The organism is Citrobacter sp. RHBSTW-00524, from assembly GCF_013747755.1.
Lineage (GTDB): Bacteria > Pseudomonadota > Gammaproteobacteria > Enterobacterales > Enterobacteriaceae > Citrobacter > Citrobacter braakii.
Genome location: NZ_CP056421.1, coordinates 5078508 through 5100028, shown reverse-complemented (window position 1 = coordinate 5100028; position 21521 = coordinate 5078508). Strand labels below are relative to the sequence as shown.

Annotated in this window: 21 protein-coding genes and 1 pseudogene; 14 read left to right on the top strand and 8 right to left on the bottom strand. The window is 50.8% G+C overall.

The genetic code is table 11. The features are described from left to right. Window positions 1–46: 46 nt before the first annotated feature. The 3 genes and pseudogenes from HV229_RS24415 to hemN all read left to right on the top strand — a co-directional run bounded on the left by HV229_RS24415 (window position 47) and on the right by hemN (window position 2472). A pseudogene (locus tag HV229_RS24415) lies at window positions 47–295 on the top strand (hypothetical protein). A gap of 105 nt (window positions 296–400) precedes the next feature. Next, complete coding sequence (gene yihI, locus HV229_RS24410) at window positions 401–910, top strand: Der GTPase-activating protein YihI (RefSeq protein ID WP_019077947.1); 510 nt, start codon at window positions 401–403, stop codon at window positions 908–910. Window positions 911–1098: 188 nt separating this feature from the next. Beyond that, a complete protein-coding gene (gene hemN, locus HV229_RS24405; protein WP_049282322.1) occupies window positions 1099–2472 on the top strand; it encodes an oxygen-independent coproporphyrinogen III oxidase in 1374 nt (457 codons plus the stop codon). A gap of 87 nt (window positions 2473–2559) precedes the next feature. Here hemN and HV229_RS24400 read toward each other — a convergent pair whose 3' ends face one another. From HV229_RS24400 to glnA, 4 genes are all read right to left on the bottom strand, one after another. Then, window positions 2560–2670 (bottom strand): YshB family small membrane protein, encoded by a 111-nt coding sequence (locus tag HV229_RS24400; protein ID WP_003028631.1) that lies wholly within the window; start codon window positions 2668–2670, stop codon window positions 2560–2562. A 112-nt stretch (window positions 2671–2782) separates the two neighbouring features. Beyond that, entirely contained in the window at window positions 2783–4192 is a 1410-nt protein-coding gene (gene glnG / locus HV229_RS24395; protein ID WP_047357802.1) for a nitrogen regulation protein NR(I), read from the bottom strand. An 11-nt stretch (window positions 4193–4203) separates the two neighbouring features. Then, the gene (glnL, locus tag HV229_RS24390) at window positions 4204–5253 is read right to left on the bottom strand and encodes a nitrogen regulation protein NR(II) (protein ID WP_016155163.1); all 1050 of its coding nucleotides are present in this window, start codon (window positions 5251–5253) and stop codon (window positions 4204–4206) included. 203 nt (window positions 5254–5456) lie between these two features. Beyond that, on the bottom strand, window positions 5457–6866 hold the full coding sequence (gene glnA, locus HV229_RS24385) for a glutamate--ammonia ligase (protein WP_003028638.1): 1410 nt from the start codon (window positions 6864–6866) through the stop codon (window positions 5457–5459). Between the two features lie 380 nt (window positions 6867–7246). Between glnA and typA the strand changes: the two genes are divergently transcribed. After that, window positions 7247–9070 carry a ribosome-dependent GTPase TypA gene (gene typA / locus HV229_RS24380; RefSeq protein WP_008786988.1) on the top strand — a complete coding sequence of 608 codons (1824 nt, stop codon included), beginning with the start codon at window positions 7247–7249 and terminating at the stop codon, window positions 9068–9070. 66 nt (window positions 9071–9136) lie between these two features. On the opposite strand, the gene HV229_RS24375 is transcribed toward typA, so the two are convergent. Both HV229_RS24375 and HV229_RS24370 read right to left on the bottom strand, forming a co-directional pair. Beyond that, window positions 9137–9925 (bottom strand): DeoR/GlpR family DNA-binding transcription regulator, encoded by a 789-nt coding sequence (locus HV229_RS24375; RefSeq protein WP_016157865.1) that lies wholly within the window; start codon window positions 9923–9925, stop codon window positions 9137–9139. Window positions 9926–9964: 39 nt separating this feature from the next. Then, the gene (locus HV229_RS24370; RefSeq protein ID WP_016157866.1) at window positions 9965–10861 is read right to left on the bottom strand and encodes a sugar kinase; all 897 of its coding nucleotides are present in this window, start codon (window positions 10859–10861) and stop codon (window positions 9965–9967) included. A gap of 171 nt (window positions 10862–11032) precedes the next feature. On the opposite strand from HV229_RS24370, the gene yihU reads away from it, so the two are divergent. The 10 genes from yihU (at window position 11033) to fabY (ending at window position 20706) form a co-directional block, all read left to right on the top strand. Continuing rightward, window positions 11033–11923, top strand: a complete 891-nt coding sequence (gene yihU / locus HV229_RS24365; protein WP_131347300.1) for a sulfolactaldehyde 3-reductase — start codon at window positions 11033–11035, stop codon at window positions 11921–11923. Between the two features lie 25 nt (window positions 11924–11948). Next, complete coding sequence (locus HV229_RS24360; protein ID WP_016157868.1) at window positions 11949–12836, top strand: aldolase; 888 nt, start codon at window positions 11949–11951, stop codon at window positions 12834–12836. A gap of 31 nt (window positions 12837–12867) precedes the next feature. Next, a complete protein-coding gene (locus HV229_RS24355; protein ID WP_016157869.1) occupies window positions 12868–13878 on the top strand; it encodes an alcohol dehydrogenase catalytic domain-containing protein in 1011 nt (336 codons plus the stop codon). Between the two features lie 69 nt (window positions 13879–13947). After that, complete coding sequence (locus tag HV229_RS24350) at window positions 13948–15381, top strand: MFS transporter (RefSeq protein ID WP_016157870.1); 1434 nt, start codon at window positions 13948–13950, stop codon at window positions 15379–15381. A gap of 102 nt (window positions 15382–15483) precedes the next feature. Next, window positions 15484–16809, top strand: coding sequence for an MFS transporter (locus tag HV229_RS24345; protein WP_016157871.1), 1326 nt, complete (start codon window positions 15484–15486; stop codon window positions 16807–16809). A 30-nt stretch (window positions 16810–16839) separates the two neighbouring features. Next, window positions 16840–17730: an aldose 1-epimerase gene (locus tag HV229_RS24340; RefSeq protein ID WP_181546578.1), complete on the top strand. Its 891-nt coding sequence runs from the start codon at window positions 16840–16842 to the stop codon at window positions 17728–17730. Between the two features lie 90 nt (window positions 17731–17820). Then, window positions 17821–18420 carry a glucose-1-phosphatase gene (yihX, locus tag HV229_RS24335; protein WP_016157873.1) on the top strand — a complete coding sequence of 200 codons (600 nt, stop codon included), beginning with the start codon at window positions 17821–17823 and terminating at the stop codon, window positions 18418–18420. Continuing rightward, on the top strand, window positions 18414–19286 hold the full coding sequence (locus HV229_RS24330; protein WP_019077938.1) for a virulence factor BrkB family protein: 873 nt from the start codon (window positions 18414–18416) through the stop codon (window positions 19284–19286). The genes yihX and HV229_RS24330 overlap by 7 nt, the downstream gene beginning before the upstream one ends. Beyond that, window positions 19283–19720 (top strand): D-aminoacyl-tRNA deacylase, encoded by a 438-nt coding sequence (gene dtd, locus HV229_RS24325; protein ID WP_016157874.1) that lies wholly within the window; start codon window positions 19283–19285, stop codon window positions 19718–19720. Before HV229_RS24330 ends, dtd begins: the two co-directional genes overlap by 4 nt. 44 nt (window positions 19721–19764) lie before the next feature. Beyond that, window positions 19765–20706, top strand: a complete 942-nt coding sequence (gene fabY, locus HV229_RS24320; protein ID WP_003825286.1) for a fatty acid biosynthesis protein FabY — start codon at window positions 19765–19767, stop codon at window positions 20704–20706. Between the two features lie 17 nt (window positions 20707–20723). On the opposite strand, the gene HV229_RS24315 is transcribed toward fabY, so the two are convergent. Next, on the bottom strand, window positions 20724–21176 hold the full coding sequence (locus HV229_RS24315) for a helix-turn-helix domain-containing protein (RefSeq protein ID WP_104651900.1): 453 nt from the start codon (window positions 21174–21176) through the stop codon (window positions 20724–20726). Beyond that, entirely contained in the window at window positions 21173–21484 is a 312-nt protein-coding gene (locus tag HV229_RS24310; protein ID WP_019077936.1) for a type II toxin-antitoxin system HigB family toxin, read from the bottom strand. Before HV229_RS24310 ends, HV229_RS24315 begins: the two co-directional genes overlap by 4 nt. Window positions 21485–21521: the final 37 nt, after the last annotated feature.

Below are 21521 nucleotides of genomic sequence, written 5' to 3'. Positions count from 1 at the left end.
AATAAATCATATAGTTAAGATAAGGCACTATTCTTAAAGTCCGAAATTGTTACCCAGGTTACTTGTACGTTTAAACCAAAGCGGTAAAGTAGCGCCCATAGCGAGGAAGCTGACAGGATAGTCGACTCAGGATGAGGGTCAGGAGCGCCAGGAGGCGAAGACACAGGATTGTCAGGGAGACAAACGTCTGGAGACGTTAGTAAAAGGAAATGGAAACAACACGGAATGTTTCAGGCTAAGGGAAAAACAGGGTGTGTTGATAGCCAACAGGGATTGTAGAGCCCGTAAGGGTTGAGAGTCAGGAAAAAAGGCGACAGATTACTCTGTCGCCTTTTTTCTTTATTTCTGCTAGATTCCGGCGCAATTATATACTGAATAAAACAGCCAAAGACGAATCATGATGAAACCAACTTCTACACCACGCGGTAAAGGTCCTGCAAAAGCGCGTCGTAAAACACGCGAAGAAATTAATCAGGAAGCTCGCGACCGTAAGCGCCAGAAAAAACACCGTGGTCATGCGGCGGGTAGCCGTGCGTCAGGTAGCGAAGGCGCATCTGGTGGCGGAAACCAAAATAAGCAAAAAGATCCTCGTATTGGCAGCAAAAACCCCATTCCATTGGGCGTGACCGAAAAAGTCACCAAACAGCACAAACCGAAGAGTGAGAAACCTATGCTTTCACCACAGGCTGAGTTGGATTTACTGGAAACGGATGAGCGCCTGGATGCGCTGCTGGAGCGTCTTGAAGCAGGAGAAACCCTGAGTGCGGAAGATCAGACCTGGGTTGATGCCAAGCTGGACCGCATCGATGAGCTGATGCAAAAGCTGGGTCTTTCTTACGATGACGAGGAAGAAGAGGAAGAGGAAGAAAAGCAGGAAGACATGATGCGTCTGCTGAAAGGCGGCAACTAACGGTTTTACACCGTGGGTCTTCCCGTCCTGCTTATAACCCTTCCGGTTATATGTTATCTGGTGTGGTTATTCGTTAAACTACAGCGGTTGTCGCGGCGACAGAAGTGGCTGCGCAACCGGCTTATCACCCGCACTGGGGTTAAGCCGGTACGCCGTACCCGCCAGAGACGCCATCGGAAGGAGTGAGCATGTCAGAGCAGTTAATAGACTGGGACCTGGCCCTGATCCAGAAATATAACTATTCCGGGCCACGATATACCTCGTACCCGACCGCGCTGGAGTTTTCTGAAGACTACGGCACAGAAGCATTTCTAAAGGCCGTGGCGCGTTATCCTGAGCGTCCGCTCTCGCTGTACGTTCACATCCCGTTCTGCCACAAACTGTGCTACTTCTGTGGCTGCAACAAGATTGTGACTCGCCAGCAGCATAAAGCAGATCAATATCTCGATGCCCTGGAACAAGAAATTATCCATCGCGCACCGCTGTTCGCCGGACGCCATGTCAGCCAGCTGCACTGGGGCGGCGGCACGCCAACGTATCTGAATAAAGCGCAAATCAGCCGTTTGATGTCACTGCTGCGTGGCAATTTCAACTTTAACGACGATGCCGAAATCTCGATCGAAGTGGATCCGCGTGAAATCGAGCTGGATGTCCTTGATCATTTACGCGCTGAAGGTTTTAACCGTTTGAGCATGGGAGTGCAGGACTTCAACAAAGAAGTTCAGCGCCTGGTGAACCGTGAGCAGGATGAAGAGTTTATCTTTAAGCTGCTGAATCATGCGCGGGAGATTGGCTTTACCTCAACGAATATCGATCTGATTTATGGCCTGCCAAAACAGACGCCAGAGAGCTTCGCCTTTACCCTGAAACGCGTGGCTGAGCTGAATCCAGACCGTCTGAGCGTCTTTAACTACGCGCACCTGCCGACGCTGTTTGCTGCCCAGCGCAAGATTAAAGATGCCGACCTGCCCAGCGCGCAGCAGAAGCTGGATATCCTGCAGGAGACCATCTCTTCACTGACCGAAACTGGCTATCAGTTCATTGGCATGGATCACTTTGCCCGCCCGGATGACGAACTGGCCATTGCTCAACGCGAGGGCGTTTTGCATCGCAATTTCCAGGGCTATACCACCCAGGGGGATACCGATCTGCTGGGGATGGGCGTATCGGCCATCAGTATGATTGGCGACAACTACGCGCAGAATCAGAAAGAGCTGAAGCACTATTACCAGCAGGTAGACGAGCAGGGGAATGCGCTGTGGCGCGGAATTGCCCTGACCCGCGACGACTGCATTCGTCGGGATGTTATTAAGCTCCTGATCTGCAATTTCCGCCTCGACTATGCCGCCGTGGAACAACAATGGGATCTGAACTTCGCTGACTATTTTGCCGAAGACCTGAAACTGCTGGCACCGCTGGCGAAAGATGGGCTGGTGGATGTGGATGAGAAGGGGATTCAGGTTACGCCGAAGGGGCGTCTGCTGATTCGTAATATTTGCATGTGCTTCGATGCATATCTGCGCCAGAAAGCGCGTTTGCAGCAGTTCTCGCGCGTTATTTAGCCGGGTTGCCCGGTGGCGCTTCGCTTACCGGGCCTACGAAATCTCAATACGTAGGTCGGGTAAGCGAAGCGCCACCCGACAAACCCGCTAGCTGAACAGCCCAACCAGCGCCGCACACAACACGGCGGCAACCGCAGTTTGTGGCGTATGGCTTTCAACCGCACCGCTCGATAGCAGATTTATCATTGATTCCAGCATGATGACTTCCCCCCGTTTGCCGGGCACGATCATACTTAACTCATCGGAACAGTAAAGCGCAAAATAGCAGCAATTTGCGCTCAATTATCAATCTTTACACAGTGACCGATCGTCACTCCATTCCGAGTTCTTTTAACTTACGCGTCAAGGTATTACGGCCCCAACCGAGCAGCCGTGCGGCTTCCTGTTTGTGCCCCTGGGTATGACGTAGCGCGGTGGTCAGCAGCGTGCGCTCCATCTCCGGTTGAGCCTCTGAAAGCAGGTTTTGATGACCGGAACGTAATGCCCGATCCGCCCACTGTGCCAACAGGGTTGCCCAGCTGTCTGGCTGCATATGGGACGGTGCGTCAGGCACGGTGGTTTCAAACAGTTCGGTCGGTAAGTCCTGAATGAGTACTTCCTGTCCGGCGGCCATTACGGTTAACCAGCGACAGGTATTCTCAAGCTGACGCACGTTTCCCGGCCATGACAGACGGGTGAGCGCCGCCTCTGTTTCAGTGTGTAATTGCTTGGCTTCTACTCCCAGTTCGCGGGCGGCCTCCTGCAGGAAATGACGCGCCAGGCGTGGGATATCTTCCCGACGTTCGCGCAGTGGCGGCAGATGTACCCGGATGACGTTCAGGCGATGGAATAAGTCCTCACGGAATTTGCCTTCCTGCACCCGCAGTTCCAGGTTCTGGTGCGTGGCGGCGATAATACGTACGTCCACCTTCACAGGCGCATAACCGCCAACGCGGTAAAACTGTCCATCGGCTAATACGCGCAATAAACGTGTCTGCACGTCCAGCGGCATATCGCCAATTTCATCGAGGAACAGCGTGCCGCCGTCTGCCTGTTCAAAGCGCCCCTGACGAATCGTATTCGCCCCGGTAAACGCCCCTTTTTCATGGCCAAACAGCTCAGACTCGATCAAATCTTTCGGAATAGCAGCCATGTTCAGCGCGATAAACGGTGCTTTGACGCGCGGACTATGACGGTGCAACGCATGGGCGACCAGCTCTTTACCGGTCCCGGACTCTCCGTTAATCAATACGCTGATTGAAGAACGGGACAGGCGACCAATAATGCGAAAGACGTCTTGCATTGCCGGTGCTTCGCCGATGATGTCGGTTGTTGGGCCGTTGATTTGAATATTACGCGGCTGCTGCTGTTCCTGATAATGGCTGATGGCGCGTTCGACCAGCGCCACGGCTTCATCAATATCAAAAGGTTTGGGCAGATAATCAAACGCCCCTTGCTGGTAGGCGCTGACGGCAGCATCCAGATCGGAGTGTGCGGTCATTATGATGACCGGAAGCATCGGATGCCGCTGTTTGATCTGTTTTAACAGCGTCAGGCCGTCCATGCCCGGCATACGGATATCCGACAGCAGTACGTCCGGCGTTTTGCTGGCCAGCGCGTCCAGTACCTCTTTACCACTCTCAAATGTAGTGCAGCTTAGTCCTGCCCCTGCGAGCGCACGTTCAAGCACCCAACGGATGGAACTATCGTCATCAACTACCCAGACTATTCCTCGTTGCATAAACGTCACCTTTATTTCCTGATAGGCAGGTAAACCGAGAACTCGGTATGACCCGGCCAACTGGTAAATTCAATTTTGCCGGAATGTTGATCAATCAAATTACGGGCGATGGATAATCCAAGGCCGGTACCGCCTTCGCGACCGCTGACCATTGGGTAGAACAGCGTGTCCTGCAAATGCGAGGGAATTCCCGGGCCGTTATCCTCAACATCAATCCGCGCCGCCAGACGATAACGCATACCGTGCAGCGTGAGCTGAAACGCGGTGCGGGTACGCAGAATAATCTCGCCGCCTTCCGGTCCCAGCGCCTGCAAAGCATTGCGCACGATGTTCAGCAAAACCTGCTCGATCTGGTCTGGGTCGTGCAGTAATTCAGGCAGACTCGGGTCGTAATCACGAATCAGCGTGACGTTTTCCGGCAGCTCCATCGAGACCAGCGCCACCACGCGCTCCGCCACTTTGTGAATACTTTCTGTGACGTGCATTCCCGGCTGTTGTGGTCCCAGCAGACGGTCGACCAGATTACGCAGGCGGTCGGCCTGCTCAATAATGACTTTGGTATATTCGGTCAGCGCCGGGTCCGGAAGCGCTTTACTGAGCAGTTGCGCCGCGCCGCGTAATCCACCCAGCGGGTTTTTAATTTCGTGCGCCAGGCCGCGCACCAGATCGCGGGCAGCGATCTGCTGGGCGTGCTGGAGCTGTTCCTGGCTCAGACGGCGCTGGTTATCCATTGGCGCCATCTCCAGCAGGATAAGGCCATCAGGCAGCCTCTGAGCGGTCACAGAGAGGATATGTGAGTGGCTATCTATCACCAGCGTCACTTCGTTATCCGTAAAGCCCTGGCCTGCTTCCAGGCTCTCTCGCATCAGCCCGATGTTTAAGGAGAAATAACTCAACAGATCGGGAAGTGGGGTACCAAACAGTTTGCGGGAGCTTTGGGCGAGCAACTGTTGTGCCGCTGGGTTGGCGTAATGTACCGCCAGCTCATCGTCGACGAGTAAGATGCTGTTGATTAAAGAATTGAGGATCTGCCCAGCATCGGGCAGCGTGCCGGTTGCCATTCAGCAGTCTCCTGAAAAGTGTTGCACCAATTTAGTGCATTATAGCTTTTTACATCAAAAAAGCGCGAGGAAGCAGGTTGTTAGTGGAGAAAAAAGCCCATCCTGGGATGGGCTAAAAGTTCCACGGCAACTTAAAGACTCTATATTTTTCTTGCTACAGCCGCGTGGGTCGCAACAAGAAATCTACGGAGTATTGGTACTAATTAAACGCTGTAGTACAGCTCAAACTCTACCGGGTGCGGAGTCATGCGCACGCGGTCATCTTCTTCGCGACGCAGCGTAATGTACGCATCGATCGCTTCATTGGTGAACACGCCGCCTGCAGTCAGGAACTCACGGTCCAGATCCAGTTCTTTCAGTGCTTCTTCCAGAGAACCAGCAACCTGTGGGATCTCTTTCGCTTCTTCCGGCGGCAGGTCGTACAGGTTTTTGTCCATGGCTTCGCCTGGGTGGATCTTGTTCTTAATACCGTCAAGACCCGCCATCAGCAGTGCTGCGAAGCACAGGTACGGGTTAGCAGCCGGGTCCGGGAAACGCACTTCGATACGACGCGCTTTCGGAGAAGCCACTACCGGAATACGGATCGAAGCAGAACGGTTACGGGCAGAGTAAGCCAGCATTACCGGCGCTTCGTAGCCTGGGACCAGACGCTTGTAAGAGTTGGTGGTTGGGTTAGCCAGGGCGTTGATCGCTTTAGCGTGTTTGATTACGCCGCCGATGTAGAACAGCGCCTGCTCAGACAGACCCGCATATTTGTCGCCAGAGAACAGGTTTACGCCGTTCTTGGACAGAGACATGTGGCAGTGCATACCGGAACCGTTATCGCCAAACATAGGTTTTGGCATAAAGGTCGCGGTTTTACCGAAACGGTGAGCGACGTTGTGAACCACATATTTGTAGATCTGAATTTCGTCCGCTTTTTTGGTCATGGTGTTAAAGCGGGTCGCGATTTCGTTCTGACCTGCGGTCGCCACTTCGTGGTGATGCGCTTCAACAACCAGGCCCATTTCTTCCATGATCAGACACATGGTAGAACGGATGTCCTGAGAAGAATCTACCGGAGGAACCGGGAAGTAACCGCCTTTCACGCCAGGACGGTGACCTTTGTTACCACCTTCGTATTTGGTGGAGGAGTTCCATGCGCCTTCGATATCATCGATAGCCACGTGGGAACCGGAAATGGACGCGCCGAAACGGATGTCGTCAAACAGGAAGAACTCTGGCTCAGGCCCGAACAGAACGGTGTCTGCAATGCCGGTAGAACGCAGATACTCTTCAGCGCGTTTAGCGATGGAGCGCGGGTCGCGGTCGTAGCCCTGCAGCGTACCTGGTTCCAGGATATCGCAACGGATGATCAGGGTGGACTCTTCATAGAACGGGTCGATAAGTGCAGTAGACGCATCTGGCATCAGAACCATGTCTGATTCGTTAATGCCTTTCCAGCCACCGATTGAGGAGCCGTCAAACATTTTGCCTTCTTCAAAGAATTCGGCATTTACCTGATGAGCAGGAATAGTGACGTGCTGTTCTTTACCTTTGGTATCAGTGAAGCGTAAATCAACAAACTTCACTTCGTGTTCGTTCAGCATCGTCAAAACGTGTTCAGCGGACATACTTACTCTCCCGGATTGGTCATGGTCGTCGTGGTAACGAAGTCTTCAATTCTGCAAAAAATTGGCCGTGTCGCCGTAAAAAATATAAAGCGAAATCTGTGCCAACTTTTAAATTGCCCCTAAAAGGCGTTATCATGCGCACTATCGTGCAAAGGGGCTGCACCATGAAGGTTGTATTGCACCATTATAGTGCTTTAATGTGAACATTAAGCACCATATTGGTGCAAAGCATGTCAGATTACCCCTTTTAACGCTCCGTGAATGTGATCACAAAGAAACTCTGCAATACTTGTTTGCGGAGGATGTTTGTGATCCTGTTTTGTACTGCGATTAATCCGTGTACAATAACGCGCTATTTCTAAAATGCCTGAGGCAAAGTTGTGATCGAAAATTTGCGTAACATCGCCATCATCGCGCACGTAGACCATGGTAAAACGACCCTGGTAGACAAGCTGCTCCAACAATCCGGTACGTTCGATGCACGTGCTGAAACCCAAGAGCGCGTGATGGACTCCAACGATTTGGAGAAAGAGCGTGGGATTACCATCCTCGCTAAAAACACCGCTATCAAATGGAATGACTACCGTATCAACATCGTTGATACCCCAGGGCACGCCGACTTCGGTGGTGAAGTTGAACGTGTAATGTCCATGGTCGACTCCGTGCTGCTGGTGGTGGATGCAATGGATGGTCCGATGCCGCAGACGCGCTTCGTGACCAAAAAAGCCTTTGCCCATGGCCTGAAGCCAATTGTTGTTATCAACAAAGTTGACCGCCCTGGCGCGCGTCCTGACTGGGTTGTTGATCAGGTATTTGACCTGTTCGTTAACCTCGACGCTACCGACGAGCAGCTGGACTTCCCGATCGTTTACGCTTCCGCGCTGAACGGTATCGCAGGTCTGGATCACGAAGATATGGCTGAAGACATGACTCCGCTGTATCAGACCATCGTTGATCGTGTTCCGGCTCCAAGCGTAGACCTTGATGGCCCGCTGCAGATGCAAATCTCTCAGCTGGACTACAACAACTACGTTGGCGTAATCGGCATCGGCCGTATCAAACGCGGTAAAGTTAAACCGAACCAGCAGATCACTATCATTGATAGCGAAGGCAAAACCCGTAACGGTAAAGTCGGTAAAGTTCTGACCCATCTGGGTCTGGAACGTATCGAGAGTGATATTGCCGAAGCGGGCGATATCATCGCGATCACCGGTCTGGGCGAACTGAACATCTCCGACACCATCTGCGACCCGCAGAACGTCGAAGCGCTGCCGGCTCTGTCCGTTGATGAACCGACCGTAACCATGTTCTTCTGCGTAAACACCTCCCCGTTCTGTGGTAAAGAAGGTAAATATGTTACCTCTCGTCAGATCCTTGACCGCCTGAACAAAGAGCTGGTGCACAACGTTGCGCTGCGCGTCGAAGAAACCGAAGATGCGGATGCGTTCCGTGTATCCGGTCGTGGTGAGCTTCACCTGTCTGTTCTGATCGAGAACATGCGTCGTGAAGGTTTCGAAATGGCGGTTTCCCGTCCGAAAGTAATCTTCCGCGAAATCGACGGCCGTAAACAAGAGCCGTTCGAAAACGTAACGCTGGACGTAGAAGAGCAGCATCAGGGTTCTGTCATGCAGGCTCTGGGTGAGCGTAAAGGCGACCTGAAAAACATGAATCCAGATGGCAAAGGCCGCGTACGTCTTGACTACGTGATCCCAAGCCGTGGTCTGATCGGCTTCCGTTCAGAATTCATGACCATGACCTCCGGTACCGGTCTGCTGTACTCCACCTTCAGCCACTACGACGATGTTCGTGCGGGTGATGTGGGTCAGCGTCAGAACGGCGTACTGATCTCCAATGGCCAGGGTAAAGCAGTTGCGTTCGCACTGTTCAGCCTGCAGGACCGCGGTAAGCTGTTCCTGGGTCACGGTGCTGAAGTTTACGAAGGCCAGATCATCGGTATTCACAGCCGCTCTAACGACCTGACTGTAAACTGCCTGACCGGTAAGAAACTGACCAACATGCGTGCGTCCGGTACTGACGAAGCAACGGTTCTGGTTCCGCCGGTTAAGATGACTCTGGAGCAGGCTCTGGAATTCATCGATGACGACGAACTGGTAGAAGTTACCCCAACCTCTATCCGTATCCGTAAGCGTCACCTGACTGAAAACGACCGTCGCCGTGCAATGCGTGGCGCGAAAGAAGAGTAATTAACGCTCTTTCTCAGGTAAGCATAAAAAAGCCGCTGATTTCAGCGGCTTTTTTTATCTAAAAGATCAGGTTGTTTCCTGCTCTGCAATGACTAGCTCAATATTTTCTAAATCAAGCAATTGCTTGAATGAATTTGGTGGTTGGGAATCGGTAAAAAATGCCCGAATTTTGCGCATATTACCGATGGATACAGCGGCTGAGGCGGTAAACTTAGTATGATCAGCAACTAACAGCGTATTACGTGCATGCTTAATCATCGTTTTGGCGACAAGCGCTTCGTTAACGTCAAATTCCAATAGTGTGCCGTCTTCCTCAATGGCACCAATGCTGGTAATTAAATAGTCGGCTCTGAATCCTTCAATAAAGTTCACTGCTCCTGGACCAACAATACCGCCATTATGAGCACGTAACGTTCCACCGGGCACCATGACCTCAAGATCTTGATTCTTATATAAGATCTGCGCAACACGAAGACTGTTAGTAATTATGCGTAGGTCTCGGCGGTTCAGCAAAGCTCGTGCGACGGCTTCTACCGTAGTACCAATGGTAATAAAAACCGTGCAGCGTTCAGGAAGATAATCAGCAACAGCCTCCGCTATCGCTTCTTTTTCCTGAATGAGGGACAACTCTCGCTGTTCGAAGGCGGTATTCATGATGCTGGATACACGTCCGGCTCCACCATGGTGTCGGGTGATCAGACCCTGTTCACTCAACTTACGAATATCTCGGCGCACGGTTTGTGTGGAAACATCCAGCAATTGTGCGAGCTCTTCAATATTCATATAGCCGCGTTCTGAAATGTAATGAACAAGTTGATCGTGACGCGGATTACCGGTGACTTCAATGATGCTCATGAATACTCCTGGACCTCTTCCCCGTAATTGTCGGCTATTTTACGCATAAAGTGACAAAAATGATTCGGTTTGCGCACGATTAGGAATTCCGGCTCGTCCGCCTGCCTGAGTGCATTTCATCGCCGCCACAGCACTTGCGAAACGGATAGCTTGATCAGTAGACATTTTCTCTGCGAGAGCTGCCGCCATAGCACCGTGGAAAACATCGCCTGCCCCAGTTGTATCCACAACATTGACAGAAAATGCAGTTTGTTGGCACGTTTGCCCATTTTCAATCCATAGTGATCCTTCACTACCAAGCGTAACGTACACTTTACCATTGGTATGCTTAGAGGCCAGTTTAAGTGCCAGTTGTGCATCATTCTGCCCGGTCATTCTCTTCAGACCTGGGGTTGAAAAAACTGCATGGTCGGCAAGTGCTACCAATGGGGTTATGTCTTGTGGAGTCATATCGGCATCCAGCAGTGTTGGGACACCTGCGGCACGTGCCAGCTCGAAGGATTTCAACGTCCCTTCATGCCAACGTACATCGGCCAGAACGATGTCATATCGAGAAAAATCAATCGACTCCAACCACTGAGCATCTGTACCAAGATCTGGGCTTGGATAGTTCACGATGATGCGTTCTCCGTGCTGATCGACCAATATTGCGGACTGAGATGAACGGGAATTCGGGTATTGCCGACAAAACTCGGTATTAACCCCCCAGACCTGAAGTTCGTTAAGCAAAGTATTCCCGCAACTGTCATCGCCTACGCGACCTATAAAATCAACGTCAATACCGAGCCGGGCAATGGCGACAGCCGCTGTTGCGGCTGGGCCGCCACCTGTTTCAAGGTATTGATTAGATTGATATTTACCCCCGCCATTGGGCAGGTCGTTTAAAGAATAAATACGGTCCTGAACGGTGATTCCAATACAAGCAATTCTGGTCATATTTGTTTATTCCTGTGTGATCTTGTCTCTTTTGTTCATTTTAATGACATAAATGATCAAATTAGTGACATGTGTCTTGTTTTTAGTCATAAATTACAAATATGCTCAAAAACAGACGAAAACGAATTTTTAATTGTAATTATTTTGTCAACCTGAGACAGGAGAGCATTCATGACAACCGTTGCATTTTTGGGCTTGGGCCAGATGGGCAGCCCAATGGCTAATAATCTATTGCAAAAGGGACATGCTTTGCGTGTGTTCGACGTAAACCAACAGGCAGTCAATGAATTAGTACAAAAAGGTGCGACTGCTGCTCAAACCCCTGCGGAAGCCGCTAAAGATGCTGAATTCATTATCACTATGCTGCCAAATGGCGACATCGTTCGGCAAGTTCTGCTGGGTAAAGATGGCGTCAGCGAAGGCCTGTCCCCCAATGCATTGGTTATTGACATGTCCACGATTCATCCATTGCAGACCGATGCATTGATTCATGAGATGAAAGAGAAAGGCATCAGCATGATGGATGCCCCCGTGGGCAGAACGTCAGTTAACGCGATTGACGGCACGCTGCTGATTCTTGCTGGTGGAACGCCTGAACAGGTTGAACGCGCTCGCCCTGTGCTGATGTGTATGGGAAATGAACTGGTGGAAGCTGGCGGTCCCGGTATGGGGATCCGTGTAAAGCTCATCAATAACTATATGAGTATTGCGCTGAACGCCTTGTCAGCGGAAGCCGCTGTACTTTGCGAATCATTGGGTTTGAGCCTTGATGTGGCCATTAAGGTCATGAGCGGTACTGCCGCAGGTAAGGGGCACTTTACGACAACCTGGCCTGGCAAGGTACTTAAAGGAGATCTTTCTCCGGCATTCATGGTGGACCTCGCGTTGAAAGACCTGCGTATTGCCGTCGATGTCGCTAGTCAGACCGGTGCGCCGCTCAATATGGGCATTGCAGCAGAAACCTATTACACCCGTGCCAGCGAGAACGGTCGAGGCCGTCAGGACTGGAGTGCGTTGTTATCTCAGGTTCGTCAGCAGGCTGGCCGACCAGATTCACTATAAATTTTAAACAGTTACAGGAGTTATTATGTCTTCCCACAATACCCCATACACTCTGAAAGATATTTCTCGCCCTGGCGGTGGATTTGCCATGCTGGCCGTTGATCAGCGTGAAGCAATGCGCCTGATGTTTGCAGCGTCTGGATATCCTAAACCGGTTGCCGACAGCGTATTGACTGATTTTAAAGTTGCAGCAACACAAATTCTGTCTCCCTACGCTTCAGCGGTTCTGGCAGATAAACAATTTTGTCTCGATCAGATTGTCTCTCAAGGTGCAGTCGCTGATTCATGTGGACTGATTGTGGCGGCTGACCATTTTGTTCCGGGTAATGGTATTCCAGTTGATAGTGTCGAAATTGATAGAGCGATTGATCCGCATAAAGCCCGCGAAATGGGTGCGAAAGCCATGAAGTTGTTGGTGCTGTGGCGTGAAGATGAACCTGCAGAAGAACGTTTGGCTATGGTGGCTGAGTTTGTTCAACGCTGCCGTAGCGCAGGGTTGGTCAGCATCATTGAGCCGGTTGTCCGACCTCCTCGTCGTGGTTGGGAATTTGACCGGGAAAGCGCCATCGTTGCCGCAGCGGCTGAACTCGGCTGCACCGATGCTGACCTCTATAAAGCTGAAATGCCATTAGGCGGCAAAGGTGATGAACAGACCCTACTTGCTGCGTGTCAAAAGTTGCATGAACAAATGAAAATGCCGTGGGTCATTCTCTCTTCTGGTGTTGATGCGGATATTTTTGGCCGCGCGGTCCGTATCGCCATGAAGGGGGGAGCTTCCGGATTCCTGGCAGGGCGTGCCGTTTGGGCATCGGTTGTTGGTGCTCAAGATCCGCAAACAATGTTGCGTGATGTGTCGGTTCCACGCTTACAACGCCTGGCAGAAATCGTCGATGAAGGGATTTCTCAGCGTTAATCACCCATTTTAACGAATCTGGAGAAGAACCATGGATAAGATTACCCAAGTTCTATTTTCTGATATTGGGAAGGTGACCACCCAATATGTTGAGCTGCCGCACCAGGAACTTAAACCGCAAGAAGTCCGCATTGCTCCGGTGTTTTACGGAATATGTGGCTCTGATCTGCATGTACTGAAGGGAGGGCACCCATTTGCAAAACCTCCGGTTGTGCCTGGACATGAAATTGCGGCACGCGTAACTGAAGTGGGCAGTGAAGTAACGAATGTTAAGCTGGGCGATCATGTCGTAGTCGACCCAATAATGGCCTGCATGGAGTGCCGTGCTTGTAAAGCGGGCCGCTTTAATCTGTGTGAGCCGCCACAGGTTGCTGGCTTTCGGGCGCCGGGTTTTGCCCGCTCGCAGCACATTGTACCTGCACGAAACTGCCATGTTGCACCTGCTTCGTTACCACTAAAAGCACTGGCTTTCGCTGAGCCCGCAGCCTGCGCACGTCATTGCGTGAGCCGTATGCCGAAAGCGTCATTGGAAAGTGTACTAGTGATTGGTGCAGGGACAATTGGCTTATCCATCGTTCAAGCATTGCGCATCATGGGCGCGGGAAAGATCACCGTCATCGAACCTGATGCCGCTAAGCGCGCGTTGTCGTTAAAGCTAGGTGCCACGGAAGTCTGGGCTCCGGGGGAATTGGATGCACAGGTCCGTTTTACGGGGGCAATTGATGTTGTTGCTGCCCAGACCACGCTGAATGATGCATTTACCCACGTTTATGCTGGCGGAACGGTAGTGTGCATGGGGGTACCGAGTGGCCCACGTGAAATTCCTCTTCCGATGATGCAGCGCTTCGAACGCGATTTGTTGAATTCCGGCATGTATATCCCAGAAGACTTCGATGCCGTGATTGAATGGCTTGCGGATGGGCGGTTTGACACGAGCGAACTGGTGACCGATCTCTTCCCTGTCGAAGATGCGGATAAGGCGTTTGAACGTGCGCAGCAAAATGACTCTATAAAAGTCATGCTGCAATTTGCTGAGGTTTGATGCTGTAACCCTCTGTCTGGCGCTGCTTAAGGGTAGCGCCATCCTACAACAATGAAAAAGGATGCTGCGATGAGTCACATCACCAGTCCTACACCTTACTCGATCGGTCGTCCCCAGGACGTGATTGATATTGTTAATAAACATTCAGCAGTAAACACCAGTGTCGGCGTCATTTTTATCGCTCTTGGCGGCATTCTAATTGATGCCTATCAGGCGGCGATGGTGGGGTTTGGTAATAAATATATTGCATTGCAATTTGGTATTTCGCCGGGGCTAGCGGCGACGGTTAACGCCTCTGTTTTAGTTGCCGCTCTGATTGGTGGATTGCTGGCGAACCGTGTGATTAACCGCTTTGGTCAAAAGCGTGCATTTATCATCGGAATGGGCCTGTGCACAATAGGTGCCGCAGCTGTCGCGATAGCCCCGAACATCTGGTGGGTGCTGGTGTGTCGCGTAATCATGGGATTTGGCTTGGGTATTGATTTCCCGCTGGCAACAAATGCGGTGGCAGAACTACGCGGCTCAACATCTAAGAAAACCGGTTCATCGGTTAATCTCTGGCAAATGGCCTGGTATGTATCAACTACGGTCGTCTATCTTGTGCTGCTTCCACTGCTGTTGTCGGGTATCGCAGAAGAGCAATTATGGCGCTATGGTATTTTCATTGGTGCTATTTTTGCCATCATTATCATGATCCTACGCTATTTCTTCATTGGCGAATCCGCAATGTGGGCCGCACGAGTCGGACGTTATGATAAAGCCTGCGATATTCTGGCTAAACGCTATGGTGTTCATGCTCGCGTTGCTGCCAAGTCAAAAAGCGATGATATTTCTTCTGAAAAAACAGAAAGTAAGTTTCATGGCGGGTATGGGATTTTATTTAACTCACGTTATCGCAAACGTACCATTCTCGGCTGCGTTGTGGCGACGATGCAAGCCTGGCAATACAACGCCGTGGGCGTTTATTTACCGCTGACTTTGGCGGGAATACTGAGCGGTGGATTAACCGGGGCACTTAGCGGTTCTGCGGTAGTGAATGCCCTGTGTGGCATTACAGGTGGATTGATTGGTTCACTTATCCTCCAGCGTTTGGGAACTCGCCTTCAGTCGATGTATGGTTTCGCCGTCGTAACGGTTGCATTACTGGCTTTAGGTGCATTAGCAACCACCAACCCATGGCTTTCTTTAGGTTTGTTGGGCGCGATCATTTTCTTCCATTCAGCGGGCCCGGGCGGCCTGGGAATGACCATTGCCACACTTTCTTATCCGCCATCTATTCGCCCGACAGGCGTAGGATTTGCTCGTGCAATTATGCGTACTGGGGCGATTGCCGGACTTATTTTCTGGCCAATGTTGTGGGGTGCATTAAAGACAGAAGCGTTCTATTGGCTGGCAATTGTTCCTTTTCTCGGCTTCTTGACATGCGTGTTGATTAAGTGGGAACCACTTGGTGCAAACGTTGACGCTGAAGACGCTGAGGTACTGGCTGAGCTGGATAAATAACAAGCAAGCGCGTCGCAACATGTCGACGCGCTTTTTCGTATATCCGCCGCTTTTTTAGTGATTTTATTGCGCAGATTTCTCGCCGACCCGGAGAGGAAAATTATGGCTGAAATAGAACATGTACCAGGGAAAGAGCTATCCGGCAAAGCCATGAGACGCGTTGTCATGGGCAGTTTCGCTGGCGCGTTGATGGAATGGTACGATTTTTTTATTTTCGGAACGGCAGCAGGGCTAGTCTTTGCTCCCCTGTTTTTCCCTGATAGCGATCCTTTTATTGGTTTAATCGCCGCATTCGCGACCTTTGGTGTGGGTTTTCTATCACGTCCGCTAGGGGGCATTGTTTTTGGCCATTTTGGCGATAAAGTCGGTCGCAAAATAACGTTGATTTGGACGTTAGCGATAGTTGGTTCCTCAACGTTTTTAATCGGCTTCATACCAACATACAAGGACATTGGTATCTGGGCCCCGATTATATTGATGGTTCTTCGTCTGGTGCAGGGGTTCGGTCTGGGTGGGGAATATGGCGGGGCTGCATTGATGACTATTGAATCTGCGCCTGAGGCGAAGCGCGGGTTTTTAGGTTCGCTCCCACAAACGGCAGCCTCGGTTGGGATTATGCTGGCGACAGGGGTGTTTGCATTATGCAATCACTTCCTGACCCAGGAAGAGTTTCTGGCCTGGGGATGGCGTATCCCTTTTTGGCTCTCTGCCATCATGTTAATTGTTGGGATGTTCATACGATTACATACTGAAGAAACACTGGATTTTAAAAAACAAAAAACGGCTGTCTCACAGGAACAATCAGCACCACCGTTGATTGAACTTTTCCGTAAGCATCCACGTAACATTCTGTTGGCGCTAGGGGCCAGGCTGGCGGAGAGCGTTTCGTCGAACATCATTAATGCCTTTGGTATTGTCTATATTTCCAGCCAGTTGGCATTATCAAGGGATATTCCACTCAACGGCATGCTAATCGCCTCAGCAATTGGCATTGTATGTTGTCCATTAATTGGTTGGATCTCTGACCGCGTTGGGCAACGGAAGATGTATTTATTTGGCGCTGGTTTTTGCATCCTTTTTGCATTCCCATTCTTCCTGCTGCTGGATACGAAAAGCACACTTATCATCTGGTGCTGCATGATTCTTGGCTATAACCTGGGGCCAACGATGATGTTTGCAGTACAGCCCACCTTATTTACTCGTATGTTCGGAACACGAGTGCGTTATACGGGTCTTTCATTTGCCTATCAGTTCTCCGCAATTCTGGGTGGGTTAAGCCCGCTAATTGCCTCCAGCTTGTTGGCGCTGGGAGGCGGGAAACCGTGGTATGTAGCACTGTTTCTGTTTGTTATCTCAATACTTTCATTCATTTGCGTCTGGCTTATTGAGCCACATTCAGACAATAAAAATGACGCTAATAACATTTAACTTCTTACCGAAATATCAGAGAGCAATAACATGAACAATGAATTGAATACTGAGCATTATCAAGCATTACAGCGTGCTTTTGATGCCGCCTGGCCGGGACCGATCGGTCAACCTATTTTGCTGGAAAAAGGACATTTACGTCTGCAAGTTTTTCCGCGTGATGGTGCCAGAATCACCTCGCTACAGGCATTTGGTTTTGAAGTGTTACGTCAATGGGAGCCACAGCGTAAAGCATTTCAGTATGGCTGCTTTCCTATGGTTCCTTGGGCAGGCCGCCTTGGCGATGCAACGTTGACAGTGGGGGAGAAACAGTACGTATTACCTGCTAACAAACCGCCTCATGCTCTACATGGTATGGCCTGTTATTCATCATGGGAAATTGTCGAACATAAAGCGGATACCTTGAAACTGCGCATGACACTGGGCGCTCCATGGCCATGGCAAGGAGAGGTCCTGCAAACGCTGACCATTGAAGACGATGCGCTAATTCTACGCTTAGAAATTCATACTTTGTCTGAAACATTCCCTGCATCAGCTGGATGGCACCCTTGGTTTGCAAAACGACTCGACCAGCAGAATGAACAAGAACAATTACAGGTACTTTTTGATGCTGATTGGCAGGAAGAGGCTGGAAACAATGAGCTACCAACCGGTAAAAAAATCCCTCCACAATCAGGTCCGTGGGATGACTGCTTTGGTTTTAATAACGGTCTCAATGTCAGATTACAGTGGCCTGGTAAGCTGAGTATGACAATGACATCGAGTGCGCAAAGTCTGGTTGTCTTTGATAAACAGCCCGATGCAACTTGTGCCAATCCGCTTACTCAGGCGCCAAATGCGATAAATAGGACACCGCAGTTTGTCAGTGCAGGTCTTCCGTTGGTGATTGAGTCACGCTGGCAATTTGCACAGGAATTCTGATGGCTTAGCCAATAATCCCAACAGGGACGCATAGTCAAACCTCTCCTTTCCCGCTACAGTTATTCATCCACGGCGAATAAGGAGAAGGGCATGCTCTATATCTTTGATTTAGGTAATGTGATTGTCGATATCGACTTCAACCGCGTGTTGGGCACATGGAGCGATCTGAGCCGTGTACCGCTGGCCTCGCTGAAGCAAAGTTTCACCATGGGGGAGGCTTTTCACCAGCATGAGCGAGGTGAAATAACGGATGAAGCCTTTGCCGAGGCGCTATGTCATGACATGGCGCTGCCGCTAAGTTACGAGCAGTTCTCTCACGGCTGGCAGGCCGTTTTTGTGGCATTGCGCCCTGAAGTCATCGACATCATGCATAAGCTGCGTGAGCAGGGGCATCGGGTGGTCGTCTTGTCGAATACTAACCGTCTGCACACAACATTTTGGCCGGATGAATATCCTGAAATTCGTCAGGCTGCTGACCATATTTATCTTTCCCAGGATCTGGGCATGCGAAAACCGGAAGCGCGGATTTACCAGCATGTCCTGCAGTCTGAAGGTTTTTCTGCGGACGATGCGGTCTTTTTTGACGACAACGCCGATAATATTGAAGGAGCTAACCGGTTAGGGATTACCAGTATCCAGGTCGTCGATAAAACGACCATTCCTGACTATTTCGCGAAGTTGTTATGTTAAAAAATGTTCAGCAACAAGCCAGGCACCATACGCGTCCTGTACGGGCCTGGCTGAAGCTACTATGGCAGCGGATTGATGAGGACAACATGACGACGCTGGCAGGGAATCTTGCCTACGTTTCACTGCTCTCATTAGTGCCGCTTATTGCCGTTGTGTTTGCTCTTTTCGCCGCATTTCCGATGTTTTCCGACGTCAGTGCCCAGCTACGTCATTTTATTTTCGCAAACTTTATCCCGGCGACGGGAGACGTCATCCAGCGTTATATCGAACAGTTTGTCGCCAACTCGAACAAAATGACGGCCGTTGGGGCATGTGGGCTGATTGTCACGGCGTTATTGCTGATGTATGCCATTGATAATGCTCTGAATACTATCTGGCGCAGTAAGCGCACTCGTCCCAAAGTTTACTCTTTCGCCGTCTACTGGATGATTTTAACGCTGGGGCCGCTGCTGGCGGGGGCTAGTCTGGCGATCAGCTCTTATTTGTTGTCATTGCGCTGGGCCAGCGATCTCAACTCGGTGATTGATGACGTCTTGCGTATTTTCCCTCTGGTGCTTTCCTGGCTCTCGTTCTGGCTGCTTTACAGCATTGTGCCAACTACGCGTGTGCCCAATCGTGATGCTGTTATTGGCGCCTTTGTGGCCGCCGTGTTGTTCGAGGCCGGAAAGAAAGGATTTGCACTCTACATCACGATGTTCCCGTCGTATCAGCTCATTTACGGTGTCCTGGCGGTGATCCCCATTTTATTTGTCTGGGTATACTGGACGTGGTGTATCGTCTTGCTTGGCGCGGAAATAACTGTCACTCTCGGGGAATACCGCAAACTTAAACAAGCCGCAGAACAAGAAGAAGCAGATCAACCATGATTGCACTAATTCAGCGCGTAACCCGTGCCAGCGTCACCGTGGAGGGCGAGGTGACGGGTGAAATTGGCCCAGGACTTTTGGTCTTGTTAGGTGTCGAAAGGGATGATGACGAACAGAAAGCGAACCGTCTGTGCGAGCGCGTACTCGGCTATCGAATCTTTAGCGATGCCGAAGGAAAAATGAACCTCAACGTGCAGCAATCAGGTGGCAGTGTGCTGGTGGTTTCACAGTTCACGCTGGCGGCAGATACCGAACGTGGTATGCGCCCAGGGTTTTCGAAAGGCGCTTCGCCCGAGCGGGCAGAAGCGCTGTATGAATACTTTGTTGAGCGTTGCCGCCAACAGGAAATGAATACGCAAACCGGTCGATTCGCTGCGGATATGCAGGTTTCACTGGTTAATGATGGCCCCGTGACGTTCTGGTTACAAGTATGAACCAGCTACCGGTGTGGCCGCGGGCAACAAGAGAGAATACGACTATGTATCACCTTCGAGTACCGCAAACAGAAGAAGAGTTGGAGCGTTACTACCAGTTTCGCTGGGAGATGTTGCGTAAACCGTTGCACCAGCCCAAAGGCTCCGAACGGGATGCCTGGGACGCGATGGCGCATCACCAGATGGTGGTGGACGAAGAGGGAAATCTGGTCGCGGTCGGGCGTCTGTATATCAATGCGGATAACGAAGCCTCAATACGCTTTATGGCCGTTGACCCCTCTGTGCAGGAGAAAGGGTTGGGCACGCTGATGGCGATGACCCTGGAGTCTGTGGCGCGTCAGGAAGGGGTAAAACGCGTAACCTGTAGCGCCCGTGAAGATGCGGTCGAATTTTTCGCCAAACTGGGGTTTGTGAGTCAGGGCGAAATTACCACGCCGCAAACCACGCCGGTGCGCCATTTTTTGATGATTAAACCCATCGCAACGCTGGACGACATTCTCCATCGCGGGGACTGGTGCGGACAGCTACAGCAAGCCTGGTACGAACATATTCCATTGAGTGAGAAAATGGGCGTGCGCATTCAGCAGTACACCGGGCAGAAATTTATTACGACGATGCCAGAGACTGGCAATCAGAACCCGCACCATACGCTGTTTGCCGGAAGCCTGTTTTCACTGGCGACGTTAACGGGCTGGGGGCTTATCTGGCTGATGCTGCGCGAGCGCCATCTGGGGGGGACGATAATCCTCGCCGACGCGCATATCCGATACAGCAGGCCAATTACCGGGAAACCTACCGCTATTGCCGATCTGGGCTCGCTGAGCGGTGACCTGGACCGTCTGGCAAGAGGCCGCAAGGCGCGCGTTCAGATGCAGGTCGGGGTGTTTGGCGATGACACGCCGGGCGTCGTGTTTGAAGGTACCTACATTGTGCTACCCGCGAAACCGTTTGGCGCATATGAAGAGGGCGGGAATGAGGAAGAGTAGGTCAGAGGGGATCCTCTTTACTCGATGAATGCGTCTGCCGGAAGGTTAAAGCGTTCTGCGAGCATTTTAATATGACTTACAGTCAGTGCTCTGCGACCATTCAAGATGTTGCTGACATTGGATTTTGAACCAAGTTCGTTGGCAAGATCTGCTGCTTTGAGACCATATTGATCCATGAGCGTACGCAGTAACGTAACGCCATGAGGAGTATGTTCCAGTTGTTGGTTGAGGGCACTGAACTCAGGCGCATGTTTTTCGTAGTCGCGGATCCGAGCTGAAAGCAGCTCAAACAACGGGTTTTCCAGGTCGTCACGATCAACCAGAAACTCCACCAAAGCGAGTGCTTTTCGGTACTCTGTCTCATTTTGTTCTTTGCCTAACAGGGGGATTTTTTTCACTGCATCGGTAAAGGTATCGATCATCAATTTTACACTGGCTGTGTCTATCTGATGGCTTTCATGCGTTCTCATTCTTTGTGACCCCGATAGTATGTGGTTAGTCTGTCATACTCGGCATGGTGAACGATATGCTTCACAAATACCTTTTGCAGTTTGAAATCAATATAGGCAATAAGTCTCAAGCAGTTACCTGAAACATTAATCACCCACCATTTATTTCTGTATTTAAAATTATCCAGTGAAGGTATGTACTGCTTCATCTCTTCAGGAGTGTGGAACATTTTTTTCTCTAAAATATTCAGCAAATCAACGAGTGCTGCCATGTGGTTTGGAAAACGGAGTATTGCCTCGTTGAAAGGTTTTCGGCTGATAACATGCATGGTGTAGTTCCATTACAAGGTTTTCAACCTGAAAACA